The organism is Pukyongiella litopenaei (assembly GCF_003008555.2).
GTDB lineage: Bacteria > Pseudomonadota > Alphaproteobacteria > Rhodobacterales > Rhodobacteraceae > Pukyongiella > Pukyongiella litopenaei.
The window spans coordinates 423,800-437,528 of sequence record NZ_CP027665.1 but is presented as its reverse complement, the minus strand read 5'-3'; the positions used below and the strand labels follow the sequence as shown (position 1 = coordinate 437,528).

General features: G+C 67.7%; 15 protein-coding genes. 7 read left to right on the top strand and 8 right to left on the bottom strand.

Annotated elements, in window-relative coordinates; translation table 11 throughout:
* Positions 1-15 precede the first annotated feature (15 nt).
* The 7 genes from C6Y53_RS02270 to C6Y53_RS02240 all read left to right on the top strand — a co-directional run bounded on the left by C6Y53_RS02270 (position 16) and on the right by C6Y53_RS02240 (position 8,501).
* Positions 16-780 (top strand): SDR family NAD(P)-dependent oxidoreductase, encoded by a 765-nt coding sequence (locus C6Y53_RS02270; RefSeq protein ID WP_106470945.1) that lies wholly within the window; start codon positions 16-18, stop codon positions 778-780.
* A gap of 3 nt (positions 781-783) precedes the next feature.
* The gene (locus tag C6Y53_RS02265; RefSeq protein ID WP_106470944.1) at positions 784-1,845 is read left to right on the top strand and encodes a D-TA family PLP-dependent enzyme; all 1,062 of its coding nucleotides are present in this window, start codon (positions 784-786) and stop codon (positions 1,843-1,845) included.
* A gap of 240 nt (positions 1,846-2,085) precedes the next feature.
* A complete protein-coding gene (locus tag C6Y53_RS02260) occupies positions 2,086-4,236 on the top strand; it encodes an FAD-dependent oxidoreductase (RefSeq protein WP_106473914.1) in 2,151 nt (716 codons plus the stop codon).
* Positions 4,233-4,880: a CDP-alcohol phosphatidyltransferase family protein gene (locus tag C6Y53_RS02255; RefSeq protein ID WP_106473915.1), complete on the top strand. Its 648-nt coding sequence runs from the start codon at positions 4,233-4,235 to the stop codon at positions 4,878-4,880. The genes C6Y53_RS02260 and C6Y53_RS02255 overlap by 4 nt, the downstream gene beginning before the upstream one ends.
* A gap of 58 nt (positions 4,881-4,938) precedes the next feature.
* On the top strand, positions 4,939-6,129 hold the full coding sequence (locus C6Y53_RS02250; RefSeq protein ID WP_106470943.1) for an ABC transporter substrate-binding protein: 1,191 nt from the start codon (positions 4,939-4,941) through the stop codon (positions 6,127-6,129).
* Between the two features lie 6 nt (positions 6,130-6,135).
* Positions 6,136-7,836 carry an ABC transporter permease gene (locus C6Y53_RS02245; protein WP_149615443.1) on the top strand — a complete coding sequence of 567 codons (1,701 nt, stop codon included), beginning with the start codon at positions 6,136-6,138 and terminating at the stop codon, positions 7,834-7,836.
* The gene (locus tag C6Y53_RS02240) at positions 7,833-8,501 is read left to right on the top strand and encodes an ATP-binding cassette domain-containing protein (protein ID WP_106470941.1); all 669 of its coding nucleotides are present in this window, start codon (positions 7,833-7,835) and stop codon (positions 8,499-8,501) included. The genes C6Y53_RS02245 and C6Y53_RS02240 overlap by 4 nt, the downstream gene beginning before the upstream one ends.
* A 99-nt stretch (positions 8,502-8,600) precedes the next feature.
* Here the strand turns inward: C6Y53_RS02240 and C6Y53_RS02235 are convergent, their stop codons facing one another.
* From C6Y53_RS02235 to C6Y53_RS02200, 8 genes are all read right to left on the bottom strand, one after another.
* On the bottom strand, positions 8,601-9,698 hold the full coding sequence (locus C6Y53_RS02235) for a tyrosine-type recombinase/integrase (protein WP_106470940.1): 1,098 nt from the start codon (positions 9,696-9,698) through the stop codon (positions 8,601-8,603).
* A 2-nt stretch (positions 9,699-9,700) separates the two neighbouring features.
* Positions 9,701-9,907: a helix-turn-helix transcriptional regulator gene (locus C6Y53_RS02230; protein WP_211299443.1), complete on the bottom strand. Its 207-nt coding sequence runs from the start codon at positions 9,905-9,907 to the stop codon at positions 9,701-9,703.
* A 32-nt stretch (positions 9,908-9,939) separates the two neighbouring features.
* The gene (locus C6Y53_RS02225) at positions 9,940-10,179 is read right to left on the bottom strand and encodes a hypothetical protein (protein ID WP_106470939.1); all 240 of its coding nucleotides are present in this window, start codon (positions 10,177-10,179) and stop codon (positions 9,940-9,942) included.
* The gene (locus C6Y53_RS02220) at positions 10,176-10,412 is read right to left on the bottom strand and encodes a hypothetical protein (protein WP_106470938.1); all 237 of its coding nucleotides are present in this window, start codon (positions 10,410-10,412) and stop codon (positions 10,176-10,178) included. Before C6Y53_RS02220 ends, C6Y53_RS02225 begins: the two co-directional genes overlap by 4 nt.
* A gap of 318 nt (positions 10,413-10,730) precedes the next feature.
* On the bottom strand, positions 10,731-11,075 hold the full coding sequence (locus tag C6Y53_RS20910; RefSeq protein ID WP_211299442.1) for a hypothetical protein: 345 nt from the start codon (positions 11,073-11,075) through the stop codon (positions 10,731-10,733).
* Positions 11,075-13,129, bottom strand: a complete 2,055-nt coding sequence (locus C6Y53_RS02210; protein ID WP_106470937.1) for a DNA cytosine methyltransferase — start codon at positions 13,127-13,129, stop codon at positions 11,075-11,077. The genes C6Y53_RS20910 and C6Y53_RS02210 overlap by 1 nt, the downstream gene beginning before the upstream one ends.
* Positions 13,122-13,391, bottom strand: a complete 270-nt coding sequence (locus tag C6Y53_RS02205) for a hypothetical protein (protein ID WP_106470936.1) — start codon at positions 13,389-13,391, stop codon at positions 13,122-13,124. Before C6Y53_RS02205 ends, C6Y53_RS02210 begins: the two co-directional genes overlap by 8 nt.
* Positions 13,388-13,684 (bottom strand): hypothetical protein, encoded by a 297-nt coding sequence (locus C6Y53_RS02200; RefSeq protein ID WP_106470935.1) that lies wholly within the window; start codon positions 13,682-13,684, stop codon positions 13,388-13,390. Before C6Y53_RS02200 ends, C6Y53_RS02205 begins: the two co-directional genes overlap by 4 nt.
* Positions 13,685-13,729 lie beyond the last annotated feature (45 nt).

Genomic DNA, 13,729 nt, shown 5'->3' with positions numbered 1-13,729 from the left:
TGAAAGGCCACAGATATGATCGACATGAACGGCAGCCGGGTGGTGATCACCGGCGCGGGCGGCGGCGTTGGCCGGGCGCTCTGCACGGCGTTCGGGTCCGCGGGGGCGGCGCTGGCCGGCTGCGATCTCGACCGCGACCAGGTGCCGGATGGCTGCGACGAGAGGCACGGGTTCGACCTGCGCGACGATGCGGCGGTGGCGCGGGCCGCCGGGCAGATCCTCGCGGGCGGGGTGCCCGACGTGGTGATCTCGAATGCGGGCTGGACGCGGGCCGAACTGATCGACCAGCTCGACCCCGGAGGCTATGACGATGAAATGGCCCGCAACCTCGGCGGCGCGGCCAAGCTGTGCCTCGCGCTGCTGCCCGCGATGCGGCGGGACAGGGGCGCACGCAGTTTCGTTTTCATTGCTTCGGTCAACGCGCAGGCGCATTTCGGCAATCCCGCCTATGCGGCGGCCAAGGCGGGGATGCTGGCCTGGATGCGGGCGATCGCCGCCGAGGCCGGGGCCGATGGCGTGCGGGCGAACGCGGTCGTGCCCGCCTCGATCCGGACCGCCGCCTGGGATCATCGGCTCGAGGCCGATCCGGGCATCCTGGACCGCGTCTCGCGCCTCTACCCGCTGGGCCGGTTGGTCACGCCCGAGGAGGTTGCGAATGCGGCGCTGTTTCTGGCCTCGCCGCTGGCCAGCGGCATCACCGGCGCGGCGCTGAACGTGGATGCGGGGCTGATGGCGGGCAATCTGCCTTTCGTCGACGCCCTGTCGAACCTGGAGCCCTGAGCGATGCATATCAACGAGATCGAAACCCCTGCGGTGCTGATCGACATGGACAGGGTCGAGGCGAACCTCACGCGCGCGCAGGCCTATGCCGACCGGCACGGATTGCGGCTGAGACCCCATGTCAAGACCCACAAGCTGCCCGAACTGGCGCGGCGGCAGGTGGCGCTGGGGGCCATTGGCGTCACCTGCCAGAAGCTGGGCGAGGCCGAGGCGATGGCCGATGGCGGTCTGGCCGACATCTTCCTGCCCTACAACATCCTCGGCCCGGCCAAGCTGGACCGGCTTGCGGCGCTGCATGACCGAGTCACCCTGTCCGTCACCGCCGACAACGCCGAAACCGTGGATGGCTATGCCGGGCGGTTTTCGCCGGAACATCCGCTGACGGTCCTTGTCGAATGCGATACCGGGGCGGCGCGCTGCGGTGTCCAGTCGCCGCAGGATGCCGTCGCGCTGGCCCGCCGGATCGCCGGGGCACCCGGTCTTCGCTTCGGCGGGCTGATGAGCTATCCGCCGCAGGGCCGGACAGCGGAGGTCAACGATTGGCTGGGGTCCGCGCGATCCGCGCTCGAGGCGGCCGAGTTGCCGCCCGGCACGATCTCGGCCGGCGGGACGCCCGACCTGATGCGCGCCGCCGAAATTCCGGTCGCCACCGAATACCGGCCCGGCACCTATATCTATTCCGACCGGATGCAGGTGGCCTGGGGGCATGGCGACCTGGGCGACTGCGCGTTGACGGTCAAGGCGACCGTGGTCAGCCGGCCCACCGCAGCGCGCGCGGTTCTGGATGCGGGGTCCAAGGCGCTCGCCGCCGACCCGGTGCCGCCGCCATTCGAGGGGCACGGCCATATCACCGACTATCCCGACGCGACGATCACCGCGCTGTCGGAAGAGCACGGGGTTGTCGACCTGTCGCGCTGTGACCGCCGGCCCGGCATCGGCGAAACCGTGCGCATCATCCCCAATCATGCCTGCGTGGTAACGAACCTCTTTGATACCGTCCACCTGGTCAAAGGCGACGAGGTGGTCGGCCGCCCCCGCATCACCTCGCGCGGAAAGCTGTGGTAGGGGTGGCGGCCGCATTGCGGGGACCGGAGCCCTGACAGCAGGGGCGGTTCGGGGCGGGACCGCGTCCGGATGGCCCTCGCACGGCAACGGGGCCGGGGGTGGCGGCATGGTCACGCGTGTTTGAAGACCAAAACCGGGAATTGGCGGCAAGGGATCGTGACAGGGCTGTAAATCGTTGGTTTGTTCAGGCACCGGTCGCTTGCCGACCAGCCGGTTGCGGATCGACATGAAGGACAGACCGTGAAGAAGCCCGTTCTCTTTCTGGTGCTCTCTCTGGCCGTGATCGCCGCGATCGTCGTCCTGCAGCGCCAGCCCGTCGGGGTGGAAACCGCGCGCGCCTTGGTCGCCGATCTTCAGGTCTGGCGGCAATCGCATGGCGTGCTGGTTTTTGCCGCGTTTCTCGGGGTCTATGTCGCAGTGACCGCCCTGTCCCTGCCGCTGGCGGTGTGGATGACGCTGGCCGCGGGCGCGCTGTTCGGATTCTGGCAGGGCCTGCTGCTGGTGTCGTTTGCCTCGACCATCGGCGCGACCGGAGCGTTTCTGGCCGCGCGCTACCTGTTGCGCGACTGGGTTCGCGCCCGACTGGGCGCGCGGGCGCAGGCGATCGAGGCGGGGCTGGACCGCGACGGGGCGTTCTATCTGTTCACCCTGCGGCTGATCCCGGTGGTGCCGTTCTTTGCCGTCAACCTGCTGATGGGGCTGACCCCGATCCGCACGCTGACCTTCTATCTCGTCAGCCAGGCGGGGATGCTGGCGGGGACCGCCGTCTACGTCAATGCGGGCACGCAGCTTGCGCAGATCGACAGCCTGTCGGGCATCCTGTCGCCGGTGCTGATCCTGTCCTTTGCGCTGCTGGGCCTGTTTCCGTGGATCGCCCGCAAGGTCGTGGGCGCGATCAGGCGCCGCAGGGTCTATGCCGGTCATACCCGTCCGGCCCGTTTCGACCGCAACCTGGTCGTCATCGGGGCCGGTGCCGCCGGGTTGGTGTCGGCCTATATCGCGGCGGCGGCACGGGCAAAGGTAACGCTGGTCGAGGCGCACAGGATGGGGGGCGACTGCCTGAACCATGGCTGCGTGCCGTCAAAGGCGCTGATCAAAAGCGCCGGGATCGCCCACCGGATGCGCCATGCCGACCGCTACGGGCTGGAGCCGGTGCAGCCGCGCATCCCCTTTGCACGGGTGATGGCGCGGGTGCATCGCGTGATCGCCGAGATCGAGCCGCATGACAGCGTCGAGCGCTATACCGCGCTCGGGGTCGAGGTGCTGGACGGGCACGCAACGCTGATCGATCCCTGGACCGTCGAGATCGCGATGAATGACGGGTCAACGCAGCGCCTGACCAGCCGGGCGATCGTCATCGCCGCCGGCGCCCGGCCAGTGGTGCCGCCGCTGCCGGGTCTCGACACGGTCGGCTATCTGACCTCGGACACGATGTGGGACGCGCTGCGCGACCGCGACGCGGCGCCCGGACGGCTGGTGGTGCTGGGCGGGGGGCCGGTCGGCTCGGAACTGGCGCAGAGCTTTGCGCGGCTCGGCTCGGACGTGACGCAGGTCGAGATGGCCCCGCGCCTGATGCTGCGCGAGGACGAGGAGGTCTCAGCCGTCGTTCGCGCGGCGCTCGAGGCCGACGGGGTGCGGGTGCTCACCGATCACAAGGCAGTGGCCTGCGGTGTCACGGAGGGCGAAAAATGGATCGAGCTGCATCATGACGGCGGAACCCGCCGGATCGCCTTTGACGACCTGATCGTCGCCGTCGGGCGCCGTCCGCGGCTCACCGGGTATGGGCTCGAAGACCTGGGCATCGCGACCGATCGCGTGGTCGAGACGAACGACTATCTCGAAACGCTCTATCCCAACATCCTTGCCGCCGGCGATGTCACCGGCCGCTACCAGTTCACCCACACCGCGGCGCACCAGGCGTGGTTTGCCACGGTCAATGCGCTGTTCGGCGATTTCCGGCGGTTCAGGGCGGATTACCGGGTGATCCCCTGGGCGACCTTCACCGATCCCGAAGTGGCCCGGGTCGGGTTGTCCGAAGCCGAGGCGCGCGACCAAGGCATCGCGTTCGAGGTGACGCGCTATGACATCGGCGATCTGGACCGGGCCATCACCGACGGCAGCGCCGGGGGCGTGGTCAAGGTGCTGACCGTGCCGGGCCGGGATCGCATCTTGGGCGTGACCATCGTGGGCGCCCATGCGGGCGAGCTGATCGCCGAATTCGTGCTGGCGATAAAACACGGGCTGGGGCTGAACCGGATCCTGGGCACCATCCACATCTATCCGACCCTCGCCGAGGCCAACAAGTTTGCCGCCGGGGCATGGAGGCACGCGCATGTGAACCCGCGCCTGCTTGCCTTTGCCGAGCGGTTCCATGCATGGAGGCGTGGATGATCGACGCGGCACTAATCCCCCTGCAACACCGCCTGCTTGACCCGCCTGCGCGCTGGCTCGCCGCGCGGGGCGTTTCGGCCGACCGGGTGACGGTCGTGGGGTTTCTCATCGGGGCGATGGCGCTGCCGGCGCTGGCCCTTGGGCAGTTCGCGCTGGCGCTGGTGCTGATCGGGCTCAACCGGGTGTTCGACGGGCTGGACGGGGCCGTGGCTCGGCAGACCATGCCGACCGATCGCGGGGCCTTTCTCGATGTCGCGTTCGATTTCATGTTCTACGCGCTGGTGCCGCTGGGCTTTGCGCTGGCCGATCCGACCGCCAACGCGCTGGCCGCGGCGGTGCTGATCGCGGCCTTTGTCGGCACCGGGTCGTCATTCCTGGCCTTTGCCGTGATCGCGGCGCAGCGCGGCCTGCGGCCGGAGGCCAGCCGGGCCAAGGGCATCCATTACCTCGGCGGGCTGACCGAGGGGTTCGAAACCATCGTGGCCTTTGTGCTCATGTGCCTGTTTCCCGGCAGTTTCGCGCTGCTGGCCTGTGTTTTCGCGGCGGCCTGCGCGGTCACCACGCTCGGCCGCTGGGCGTCGGGGTGGCAGGCCTTTTCGCCGGACCGGGACCGGGACCGGGACTGGCCGGGGCAGGGCCGCTGATGCCCTGCGCCGGACGATGCCAGATTTTTTCGCAATCCGATCTGCCCGGGGACGTGCCATGCGCCTTGCCTTGACCGTGGCGCTGGCCGCCACCCTGTTTTCGCCCCCCGCGCTGGCCGATGACTGGCAGGCGGTGCTGCAGGCCGCGCGCGGCCAGACCGTCTACTGGAATGCCTGGGGCGGGGATGACCGCACCAACGCCTTCATCGCCTGGGTGGGCGAACAGACCGAGCGGCGCTATGGCGTGTCCGTGCGCCAGGTCAAGCTGACCGATACCGCCGAGGCGGTCACCCGCGTGCTGTCGGAAAAGGCGGCGGGGCAGGATCGGGATGGTTCGGTCGATCTGGTCTGGATCAACGGGCCGAATTTCCTTTCGATGAAGGAACAGGGGCTGCTGGAGGGGCCGTTCGTCGCCGACCTGCCCAATGCGCGCTATCTCGACCTGGCGCCGGGATCGCCCGCTGCGGTGGATTTCACGGTGCCCGTCGACGGGATGGAGAGCCCGTGGCGACTGGCCAGGTTCGTCTTTGCCTATGACAGCGCCAGGATCGACGCGCCGCCCGCGACGATGGCCGATTTCGTCGGCTGGGCCGCCGCCTATCCGGGCCGGATCACCCATCCCGACCCGTCGAATTTCATGGGGGCGACGTTTCTGAAACAGGCGCTGGTCGAACTGGCGCCGGACCCCGCCGCGCTGCAGGTCCCGCCCACCGATGACAGCTTTGCCATCGCCACCGCGCCGCTCTGGGACTGGTACGACGCGCTGCGCCCGAACCTCTGGCGCGGCGGCACCGCCTTTCCCGAAAACCAGTCGGTGCAGCAGCAACTGATGAATGACGGCGAGATCGACATGACCCTGTCCTTCGATCCGGCCTCGACCGCGGCGGCGATCGGGCAGGGGTTGCTGCCCGACAGTGCGCGCGTATTCGTGCCCGAGGGCGGGTCCATCGGCAATGTCAGCTTCGTCGCCATCCCCTACAACGCCGCCAATCGCGACGGGGCAAAGGTGGTGGCGAATTTCCTGATCGATCCCGCCACGCAGGCCCATATGCAGAATATCGAGGTGCTGGGATCGTTCTCGGTTCTCGATCCGGCGCGGCTCGATGCCGGGGCGCGGGCGGCCTTCGGGGCGCTGCCCACCGCCCCGGCGTTGCCGACACTCGAGGATCTCGGGCCGACGTTGCCCGAACCGCATGCCGGCTGGATGACCCGCCTCGTCGAGGACTGGGCGAAACGGTACACGCGCTGAGCCGTGGTGCGTGACGGCAAAGCCCTGCGTGCCGCCGTTCTCGCGGTCCTGCTGCTGGGTCTGATCGGACCCATCGCGGCGGGGCTGGCGCAGACCGGGCGCGCCGCCTTTGGCACGATGCCGGTGCTGGGGCTGGAGCAGGTGGGGCTGGGGCCGTGGCGCGATCTCGCCGCCATTCCGGGTATCCGGACCTCGATCGGGCTGACCCTGTTCACTGGCGGGACCGCGACCCTGCTGTCGCTGCTGCTGGCGACCGGGGTCTGCGCGATGGTCCATGACCGCCTGTCGCGAAGCGCCGCGGCCCGGTGGCTGGCACCGTTTCTGGCGGCGCCCCATGCGGCGGTTGCGATCGGGCTGGCATTCGTGCTGGCCCCTTCGGGGTGGATCGCGCGGCTGGTCGCGCCGCTGCTGGGGCTCGATCGCCCGCCCGGCCTGGCCATCGTCAACGATCCCTGGGGGATCGGCCTCATCCTCGGCCTGATGATCAAGGAGGTGCCGTTCCTGTTGCTGGTGATGCTGGCGGCGCTGACGCAGGTCCCGGTGCGCCGGCACATGGTGGCGGGCCGGTCGCTGGGCTATGCGCGCGGGCCGGTCTGGATCAGGATCATCGCCCCGCAGGTCTGGCCGCTGATTCGCCTGCCGGTGATGGTGGTGCTGGCCTATGCGCTGTCGACGGTGGACATGGCGCTGATCCTGGGGCCGTCGAACCCGCCGGTGCTGGCGGTGCTGCTGACGCGCCAGTTCACCGCCGCCGACCTGGCGCAGATCCTGCCGGCATCGGCCGGGGCGCTGGTGCAGGTGGGGCTGGTCGGGGTCGCCTTTGCTGCGCTCTGGCTGTGCGAAGCGCTGGCTGGCCGGGCCGGGCTGTGGTGGCTGCGCCGGGGCGGGCGCGGCAGTGCGGCGGCCCCTCTGATGCAGGCGGCGAATGCCACCGTGCTGGTGTTGCTGGTCCTTGGCGTGCTGGCCATGATCGCGCTGGCGCTCTGGTCGGTCGCCTGGCGCTGGCCGTGGCCCGCGCCGCTGCCCGAAAGCTGGTCGGCGCGGGCCTGGACGGGCTCCGTCCGGGGCTGGAGCGCCGCGCTGCTGAACACGGCCATGCTTGCCGGGGTCACTACCGTGCTGTCGCTGATCCTGGCGATTGCCTGGCTCGAAGGCGAGGACCGCGCCGGCCTGGCGCGTGCCAGATGGGCCGAGATGCTGATCTATCTGCCGCTGCTGGTGCCGCAGATCGCCTTTCTGTTCGGGCTGAACATCCTGTTCCTGCGGCTGGGGATCAGCGGCGGGTTTTTCGCCGTGGCCTGGGCGCAATCGCTGTTCGTGTTTCCCTATGTGATGATCGCCCTGTCCGATCCGTGGCGCGCCCTCGACCCCCGCCTTGTCCGCGCGGCGGCGTCGCTGGGCGCGGGGCCCTGGCGCCGGCTGTTTGCGGTCAAGATCCCGGTGCTGATCGTGCCGGTCCTGACCGCCGCGGCGATCGGCGTGGCGGTGTCGGTGGCGCAATACCTGCCGACGCTGTTCATGGGGGCAGGCCGGGTGGCGACGCTCACCACCGAGGCGGTGACGTTGTCTTCGGGGTCCGACCGGCGGGTGACCGGCGTCTATGCGATCCTGCAGGCCGGGCTGCCCTTTGCCGCCTATGTCGCCGCCTTCGTGATCCCGGCGCTGCTGTTCAGGAACCGCGCGGCAATGAAGGGGGGCGGGGCATGAGCCTGGACCTGGTCGATGTGACGGTGCGGCCCGGCGCCGCGCCACCGCTGTTTCCCCCGCTTTGCCTTCGGATCGGGCGTGGCGAGGTGACCACCGTCATGGGGCCGTCGGGTATCGGCAAATCCACCCTGCTGGACGCGGTGGCGGGGCACCTGGCGCCGCCGTTCCGGCTGGATGGCACGTTGACGCTGAACGGAACCGACCTGCGCCGGCTCAAACCCGAGGCGCGCCGGATCGGCCTGATGTTCCAGGACGCGGTGCTGTTTCCCCATCTCTCGGTGGGCGACAACCTGGCCTTTGGGCTGGCGCGTTCGGTCCGGGGGCGCGGCGCGCGCCGGGATGCGGTCGAGGCCGTGCTCGAGCAGGCCGGGCTGGCGGGGTTCCGCGACCGCGACCCCGCCAGCCTGTCCGGCGGACAGCGGTCCCGCGCGGCGCTGATGCGCACCCTGCTGGCCGATCCCGCCGCGCTGCTTCTGGACGAGCCGTTCTCCGGCCTCGATGCCGGGCGCCGCGACGACATCAGGCGGTTCACCTTCGACCATATCCGCAGGCGCAATATCCCCGCATTGCTGGTCACCCACGATCCGCAGGATGCCGAGGCCGCGGGCGGCGCGGTGATCGCGCTGGGCGGGGCCGGCAGAACAGGCGTGGGCGGGGCGGCGTGACGGTGGTAGGCCCGGAGGGAATGGCGCCCAGGGATACGGTCGTTGATTTTACATGATTTTTGGGGGTTTCTGTCACACGCGGACTCGGCGTGTGACAGTTTACCAATCCAGATTGGCCAGTTTCGAGGCGGCTGACGCAGCCAATCTTTGCCGCTCGACACCCCGGGTGTAGATCTCTGATGTGCTGGCGTTGGCGTGCCCGTGGATCGCCATGATCTCGTACTGCGTGGCGCCGTGCAGGCTCAGCAGGTGACCCGCCGATTTGCGAATCCCATGGCTGGATCGATCGGGTAGTCCGGCTGCGATGCACCATTTCTTGAACCGGTTCCGCAGACCTTCGGCGCTTCTGTAGGGCTGGCCGTGTGCGGTCAGCAGATAGGTTGGGCCGATGACCGATTGGGACCTGATGGCTGCCAGCAGCGGCGGCAGTATCGGGATCTCGACCGGGCGCGATCCTCGTTTTGCCGGCTGCCATGACAGCCATGGTGCGCCCTCGTGGCGGATCTCGTGCCCTCTCCCGAGCTGGAACGCGTCGCCAATCCGGCAGGCTGTGAACATGAACAGGGTCAGTGTCAGATGGGCCTGCGTTCCCCGTGCATGGGTGTTGCGGTACTTCTCCAGGTCGGCCAGCGTCCACGGCGTCGCGCCGCCCATGTTGCGATAGGCGACGGACAGCCCGGCGGCGGGGTTTATGGTCACATGGCCGCGACCCTTGGCCCATAGATACATGGCCCGCAGGAATTTGAGCATGTTCCGTGCCTTGCCCGGGGTTGCAGCAAACGTATCGAGAAACCGGGCCAGCTCTGGTTGCGGAATGTTCATCGGAAGTTCGGCGTAGCTGCGGCCGTGGCTATTGACGGCGCTGCTCTTGTGGGCGACCAGCTCGGCCGCAAACGATTTGCGCTGCTTGACCGTCAATGGCGAGGCCTCGCCGCCTTCGACGAGCGATTCCAGATGTGCGATGTATGACCAGGCCAGCCATGATACTGTGCCGCGCCTGGCTGCTTCCAGCGGCGTCGGCGGCCGGGTGAACGATACGCCCTGTCGCGCGGCGTGGTAGGCTTCATGAAAATCGGGGTCGTCAGGTGTGCATGACAGGGTCAGACGCTTGCTGGCATTCCCCTTGACCCGCACGAGATAGCGAACGTTGCCAGACGGCATCACGTCCCGGATCAGGCCGGGATATTTCAGGCGCATATCTACCACTCCGGCAATTCCTCGACGGCGCCATCATAAGGCAGGGCATCGGCATATGCGTCAAGGTCGGCGCGGTCGTAGACCCGCTTGGCGCCCAGCTTGCGGCGGGGCAGGTTCAGCGTGCGCAGGGTGCTTTCCGACACGCCGATGTAATGCGCCGCCGCAGGGGCGGGCATCAGGCGTGGGGGAAAGTCGCGATGCACGGCCATGGGGCCTCCGGGTTAGGTGGGTTCAGGCAACTTCACTGCTTGGTTTCCGTTGCTTCGAGCAGCGCGGCCTCTGCGAGATCCATCACCTTGTCCAGGACCTCGTGCATCTCTTTCGGATCGCGCTGGATGATGTGACCGGCAACTGCCGCAGCCGTCATGAGTGCGACGAAGGGTTTGCGGGGGTCTGACTTGTCGAGCAGCTCGTTGGCTTGATGCGCCAGGAACAGCGCGACATCCTTGATGCCGACTTCTGCTGAACCGGTGTGCTTCATGGGGCCTCCGACATCAGCGGATCCGCGAGGGCTGCACGAATTGCCCGGAGCCTCATCTCGGTTTCTGCTGCGTGTCGCCTGTACTCGGCGAAGGCGGCGATATCTGCTTGTTTGCCCGCCATCTCGTGAAGCTGTTCATCCGAGAGCATGGCAAATTCCTCGACAAACTCGGCTGTGTCGTCTCGCATCATTTCAATCTGCCGCGCGATCTTACTGATATCGTCGTCGTTCATGGGGCACCCCGTTTCAGAGCACGATCAGGACGGCCGCGCAGGCCCAGAGCAGGGCGACCGCGACGATCAGCACCGCCCAGATGGCGGAGATATTGGGTTTTCCTCGCATGGCATCCTCCGAAATGGCGGCGGGCGGCACTGGTGACATCGAACTGGTGAAAACCCACCCGCCGGAGTTGGGCGCCTGGTTGGAGTCTTCCCGGCGCCAGGGAACAGGGTGGGCGGGCCGGGCAGAGTTCCCGGCAAATGGAGCTACAGTCAGCCCGCCCATTGCGCGGACCACCCGCGCAACTCGATGCTGATGAAGCCGGTTCGACATCATGCCCGCCCTCCCGGCGCGGCCATATCCAGATCGACGGCAGCCAGCAGCCGATTGACCGCTGACCGGCGATTCTTCTCGGCCCGCAGTTTTCCGGCGTCATTCAATGCAGGGTCGTAGATGTCCGCGACCGCGCGCAGCAACTGCGCTGTCGCCCGGGCATCCAGGTCGGCCAGCTCGCTGCACCAGATGCCGATGCCCATGGTTACAAACGACGCGCCGGTGCAGCCGAGGGACCGCGCACCGCTCTCTGTTGCCGCGTGCAGATGTGCGAGGACGATTTGTCGGATCGCCTCCTGACTGGCGGCGTCATGGCGCATGATCGGTTTTCTGGGGTCGGTCATCACGCCACCTCCCGACGTTGAAGTGCCATCGGCAGGTTCGCGGCGACGAGGGCGGCGGCGATCGGTGGGCAAACCGAGTTGCCGCAGCAGCTGACCTGCACGTTTTTCGTGAAGGGCTGGAACGACCAATCGCCGTCCCTCTCGGTCCAGACGCCTTCGATCACGTAGTCGGGCGGAAACCCCTGCGCGGTGAACAGCTCGCGCGGTGTCAGCATCCGCAGTCCGATATCGACCACCACGAAGGTCTGGCCCCCGATGGTGAGCGTCACGTAGTCGCCTCCGTCCCATGCCCCATGGGCGCGCAGGAATTCGGCCACCTGCCGCGCTCGGGCATCGTGCTCCGGGCCGAAGGGCGGGGCGGATAGGTCCGCCTGCGTATGTGCGAACCTATCCTTGACCGTGACCGTGTGCATCGGCTCGTCGGGGCGGGCCCCGTCGCCGGTGCCATAGTATTTTGCGAAGAAGGCGGCGACGGGTGTCTGGTGGCTGCCGCTGGCGGCAACGGTGCTGAGCGGGTCGCGCGGGTCGTGACCGGAATGCGCAGCCATGCGCGGCCCGCCGTTCTGCTGGGCGAGAAACGCGGCACAGGGTGCGTGCTTGGCCCCGCCGGCAACCACGGTGCCCAGAGGTGCGGCCACGTCCAGCGCGCGGGGCTGCTGGCCCTGCCGCTCGCCATAGCCGGTCTGCACCATCGTGGCGGCGATCAGGCTGTTCTGGTCTTTTTGGTTGGCGCAGATGGTGTGATGCGGGGCGGTGACCGCGCGGGTTGCGCCGCCGTGCTGGGCATAGGTCAGGACCGGGGCAATGACTGCGTGCTGCACGCCGCGCCCGGTGACCGTGCCCAACGGATCGGGCAGCGGGTATTCGCGGCGACCGCCGCTGTCGCCGTGGGCGATACTGGCAAGGTAGGGTGCGACGATGCCGAGCGGTGCGCATCCGCCGGGTTTCTTGATCCAGCTGTTCGCGGTTATCGTGGCCAGAGGGTCGCGGGCATCCTGTCCGGTCGCGCCGCCGTTGAAGCGGGTCAGGCTGGGGGCGATCAGAGACGCCGTTTGGCTGCGTGCTCGATTGCGTCCCGACGGTTCTTCAGTTGTCGCCGGACCTTCCGTTCCTCGCCGCCTTCCAACGTGTCGAACATGTCCAAGACGAGATCCTTGTAGGCATCGTTGATTTCGTTCGGATTCGCTCTCATCGGGTCCAGTGGTGCGATCTTCTCGGGCATTGGCTTCTTCTTCTCCAATCGAAACTATGAACGGGCGGTCGGCCTCGATGACATAGCGTTTCATGCCACGGGCCACGCGGGCCAGCGTGTTCGTTGCCAGCGGCCGGATCGCGCGCAGGCCGTGTTTGGCCTTGATCTCGTCGGATGTGTCAAAGATCGACGGGCAGGGGATCGACCAGTCGATGCACTCGGCGTCGGTGCGCCATGGCTTCAGTTTGCCCTTCTGCACCGCCCTGGATTTCGGGTCGCCATGCGTCGGCTTTGGCCATGTGATCGGCTGGCCGTCGCGACGGGCGATCAGGAACCAGCGCTTGCGGATCGTCGGGGCGCCATAGTCGCAGGCGCGCAGCTCGCGCGACTGGACCTTATAGCCTGCGCGGCGCAGGCGTTTCAGCCATGCCTCGTAGGTGATGCCAGAGAATTCCTTGATCGGCTTACCACCCTCGCAGATCGGACCCCAGGTCACGAATTCCTCGACATTTTCCATGTAGATCACGTCGGGTTTCACGTCCTCGGCCCATTTCACGACGACCCATGCCAGATCGCGAATATTCCGGTCCCGCACCGCGCCGCCCTTGGCCTTGGAGAAGTGCTTGCAGTCCGGGCTAGCCCACAGCAGGGCAACAGGTTTGCCACCGGTCACGCTGAGCGGGTCCACATCCCAGATGTTGCTGTCCAGATGCAGCGTATCGGGGTGGTTTGCCGTGTGCAGCGCCAGCGCCGGGGCCGAGTGATTGATGGCGATGTCCGGGCTGCGGCCCGTCGCCATCTCGATCCCGGTCGACGCACCGCCGCCACCTGCAAAGCTGTCGATGATCAGGGCATCAGTCATTTTCAGCCACCATGGTCTGCTGTGCCGTAGTTGCGATGGCGCCGAGGTGTTTCCACCAGCGCGGCGGCAGCGTGCCATTGCCGATCTTGTCCGGATCGCTGGCATCGGTTTCCCGGTCGACGCGGAAGAGTCGGCCCAGGACGGAGGATTTCGACCTGCCGAGGCGCGCGCCGATCTTTGATGCGGACAGACCCTCGTGATCACGAAGATAGAGCGCGGTCAGGATCTCGGTGTCGGACCATGGCGCCGTGTTCGGTCTCATCGGGGGGCTCCGTCGGTTGCGCTCTGCAGGTGGTCGATCGCCGTCACATCGTCGGTCAACAGGTGGCGATGCACGAGATCGAAGGGCCAGCTCTCGCCCCGGGCAGCGGCGCGGATGCGCAGGTTTTCGGCCTGATAGGCAAAGCCGAGCCATGAATAATTGATGTCGTGGGTCACGCCCTGGCCGGACAGGTGCAGGAATTCTCCGGTCACCGGGTTGCGCAACCGCAGCTTGTTGGCGGCGAGCCGGGTCTCGAAGGCGTGTTTGCGTTGGTCGACATGCTGTTGGAGCATCTGATGTCCTCGCGTTTCGTCGTCAGTGCCGCCCGCGCCGGGCAG

Bases quoted from the DNA above. Each gene is read 5' to 3' on its own strand.
- C6Y53_RS02240 (WP_106470941.1), top strand. From the start codon at position 7,833: ATGAGCCTGGACCTGGTCGATGTGACGGTGCGGCCCGGCGCCGCGCCA.
- C6Y53_RS02200 (WP_106470935.1), bottom strand. From the start codon at position 13,684: ATGCTCCAACAGCATGTCGACCAACGCAAACACGCCTTCGAGACCCGG.
- C6Y53_RS20910 (WP_211299442.1), bottom strand. From the start codon at position 11,075: ATGACCGACCCCAGAAAACCGATCATGCGCCATGACGCCGCCAGTCAG.
- C6Y53_RS02250 (WP_106470943.1), top strand. From the start codon at position 4,939: ATGCGCCTTGCCTTGACCGTGGCGCTGGCCGCCACCCTGTTTTCGCCC.
- C6Y53_RS02225 (WP_106470939.1), bottom strand. From the start codon at position 10,179: ATGAAGCACACCGGTTCAGCAGAAGTCGGCATCAAGGATGTCGCGCTG.
- C6Y53_RS02255 (WP_106473915.1), top strand. From the start codon at position 4,233: ATGATCGACGCGGCACTAATCCCCCTGCAACACCGCCTGCTTGACCCG.
- C6Y53_RS02235 (WP_106470940.1), bottom strand. From the start codon at position 9,698: ATGCGCCTGAAATATCCCGGCCTGATCCGGGACGTGATGCCGTCTGGC.
- C6Y53_RS02210 (WP_106470937.1), bottom strand. From the start codon at position 13,129: ATGACTGATGCCCTGATCATCGACAGCTTTGCAGGTGGCGGCGGTGCG.
- C6Y53_RS02230 (WP_211299443.1), bottom strand. From the start codon at position 9,907: ATGGCCGTGCATCGCGACTTTCCCCCACGCCTGATGCCCGCCCCTGCG.
- C6Y53_RS02205 (WP_106470936.1), bottom strand. From the start codon at position 13,391: ATGAGACCGAACACGGCGCCATGGTCCGACACCGAGATCCTGACCGCG.
- C6Y53_RS02220 (WP_106470938.1), bottom strand. From the start codon at position 10,412: ATGAACGACGACGATATCAGTAAGATCGCGCGGCAGATTGAAATGATG.
- C6Y53_RS02270 (WP_106470945.1), top strand. From the start codon at position 16: ATGATCGACATGAACGGCAGCCGGGTGGTGATCACCGGCGCGGGCGGC.
- C6Y53_RS02265 (WP_106470944.1), top strand. From the start codon at position 784: ATGCATATCAACGAGATCGAAACCCCTGCGGTGCTGATCGACATGGAC.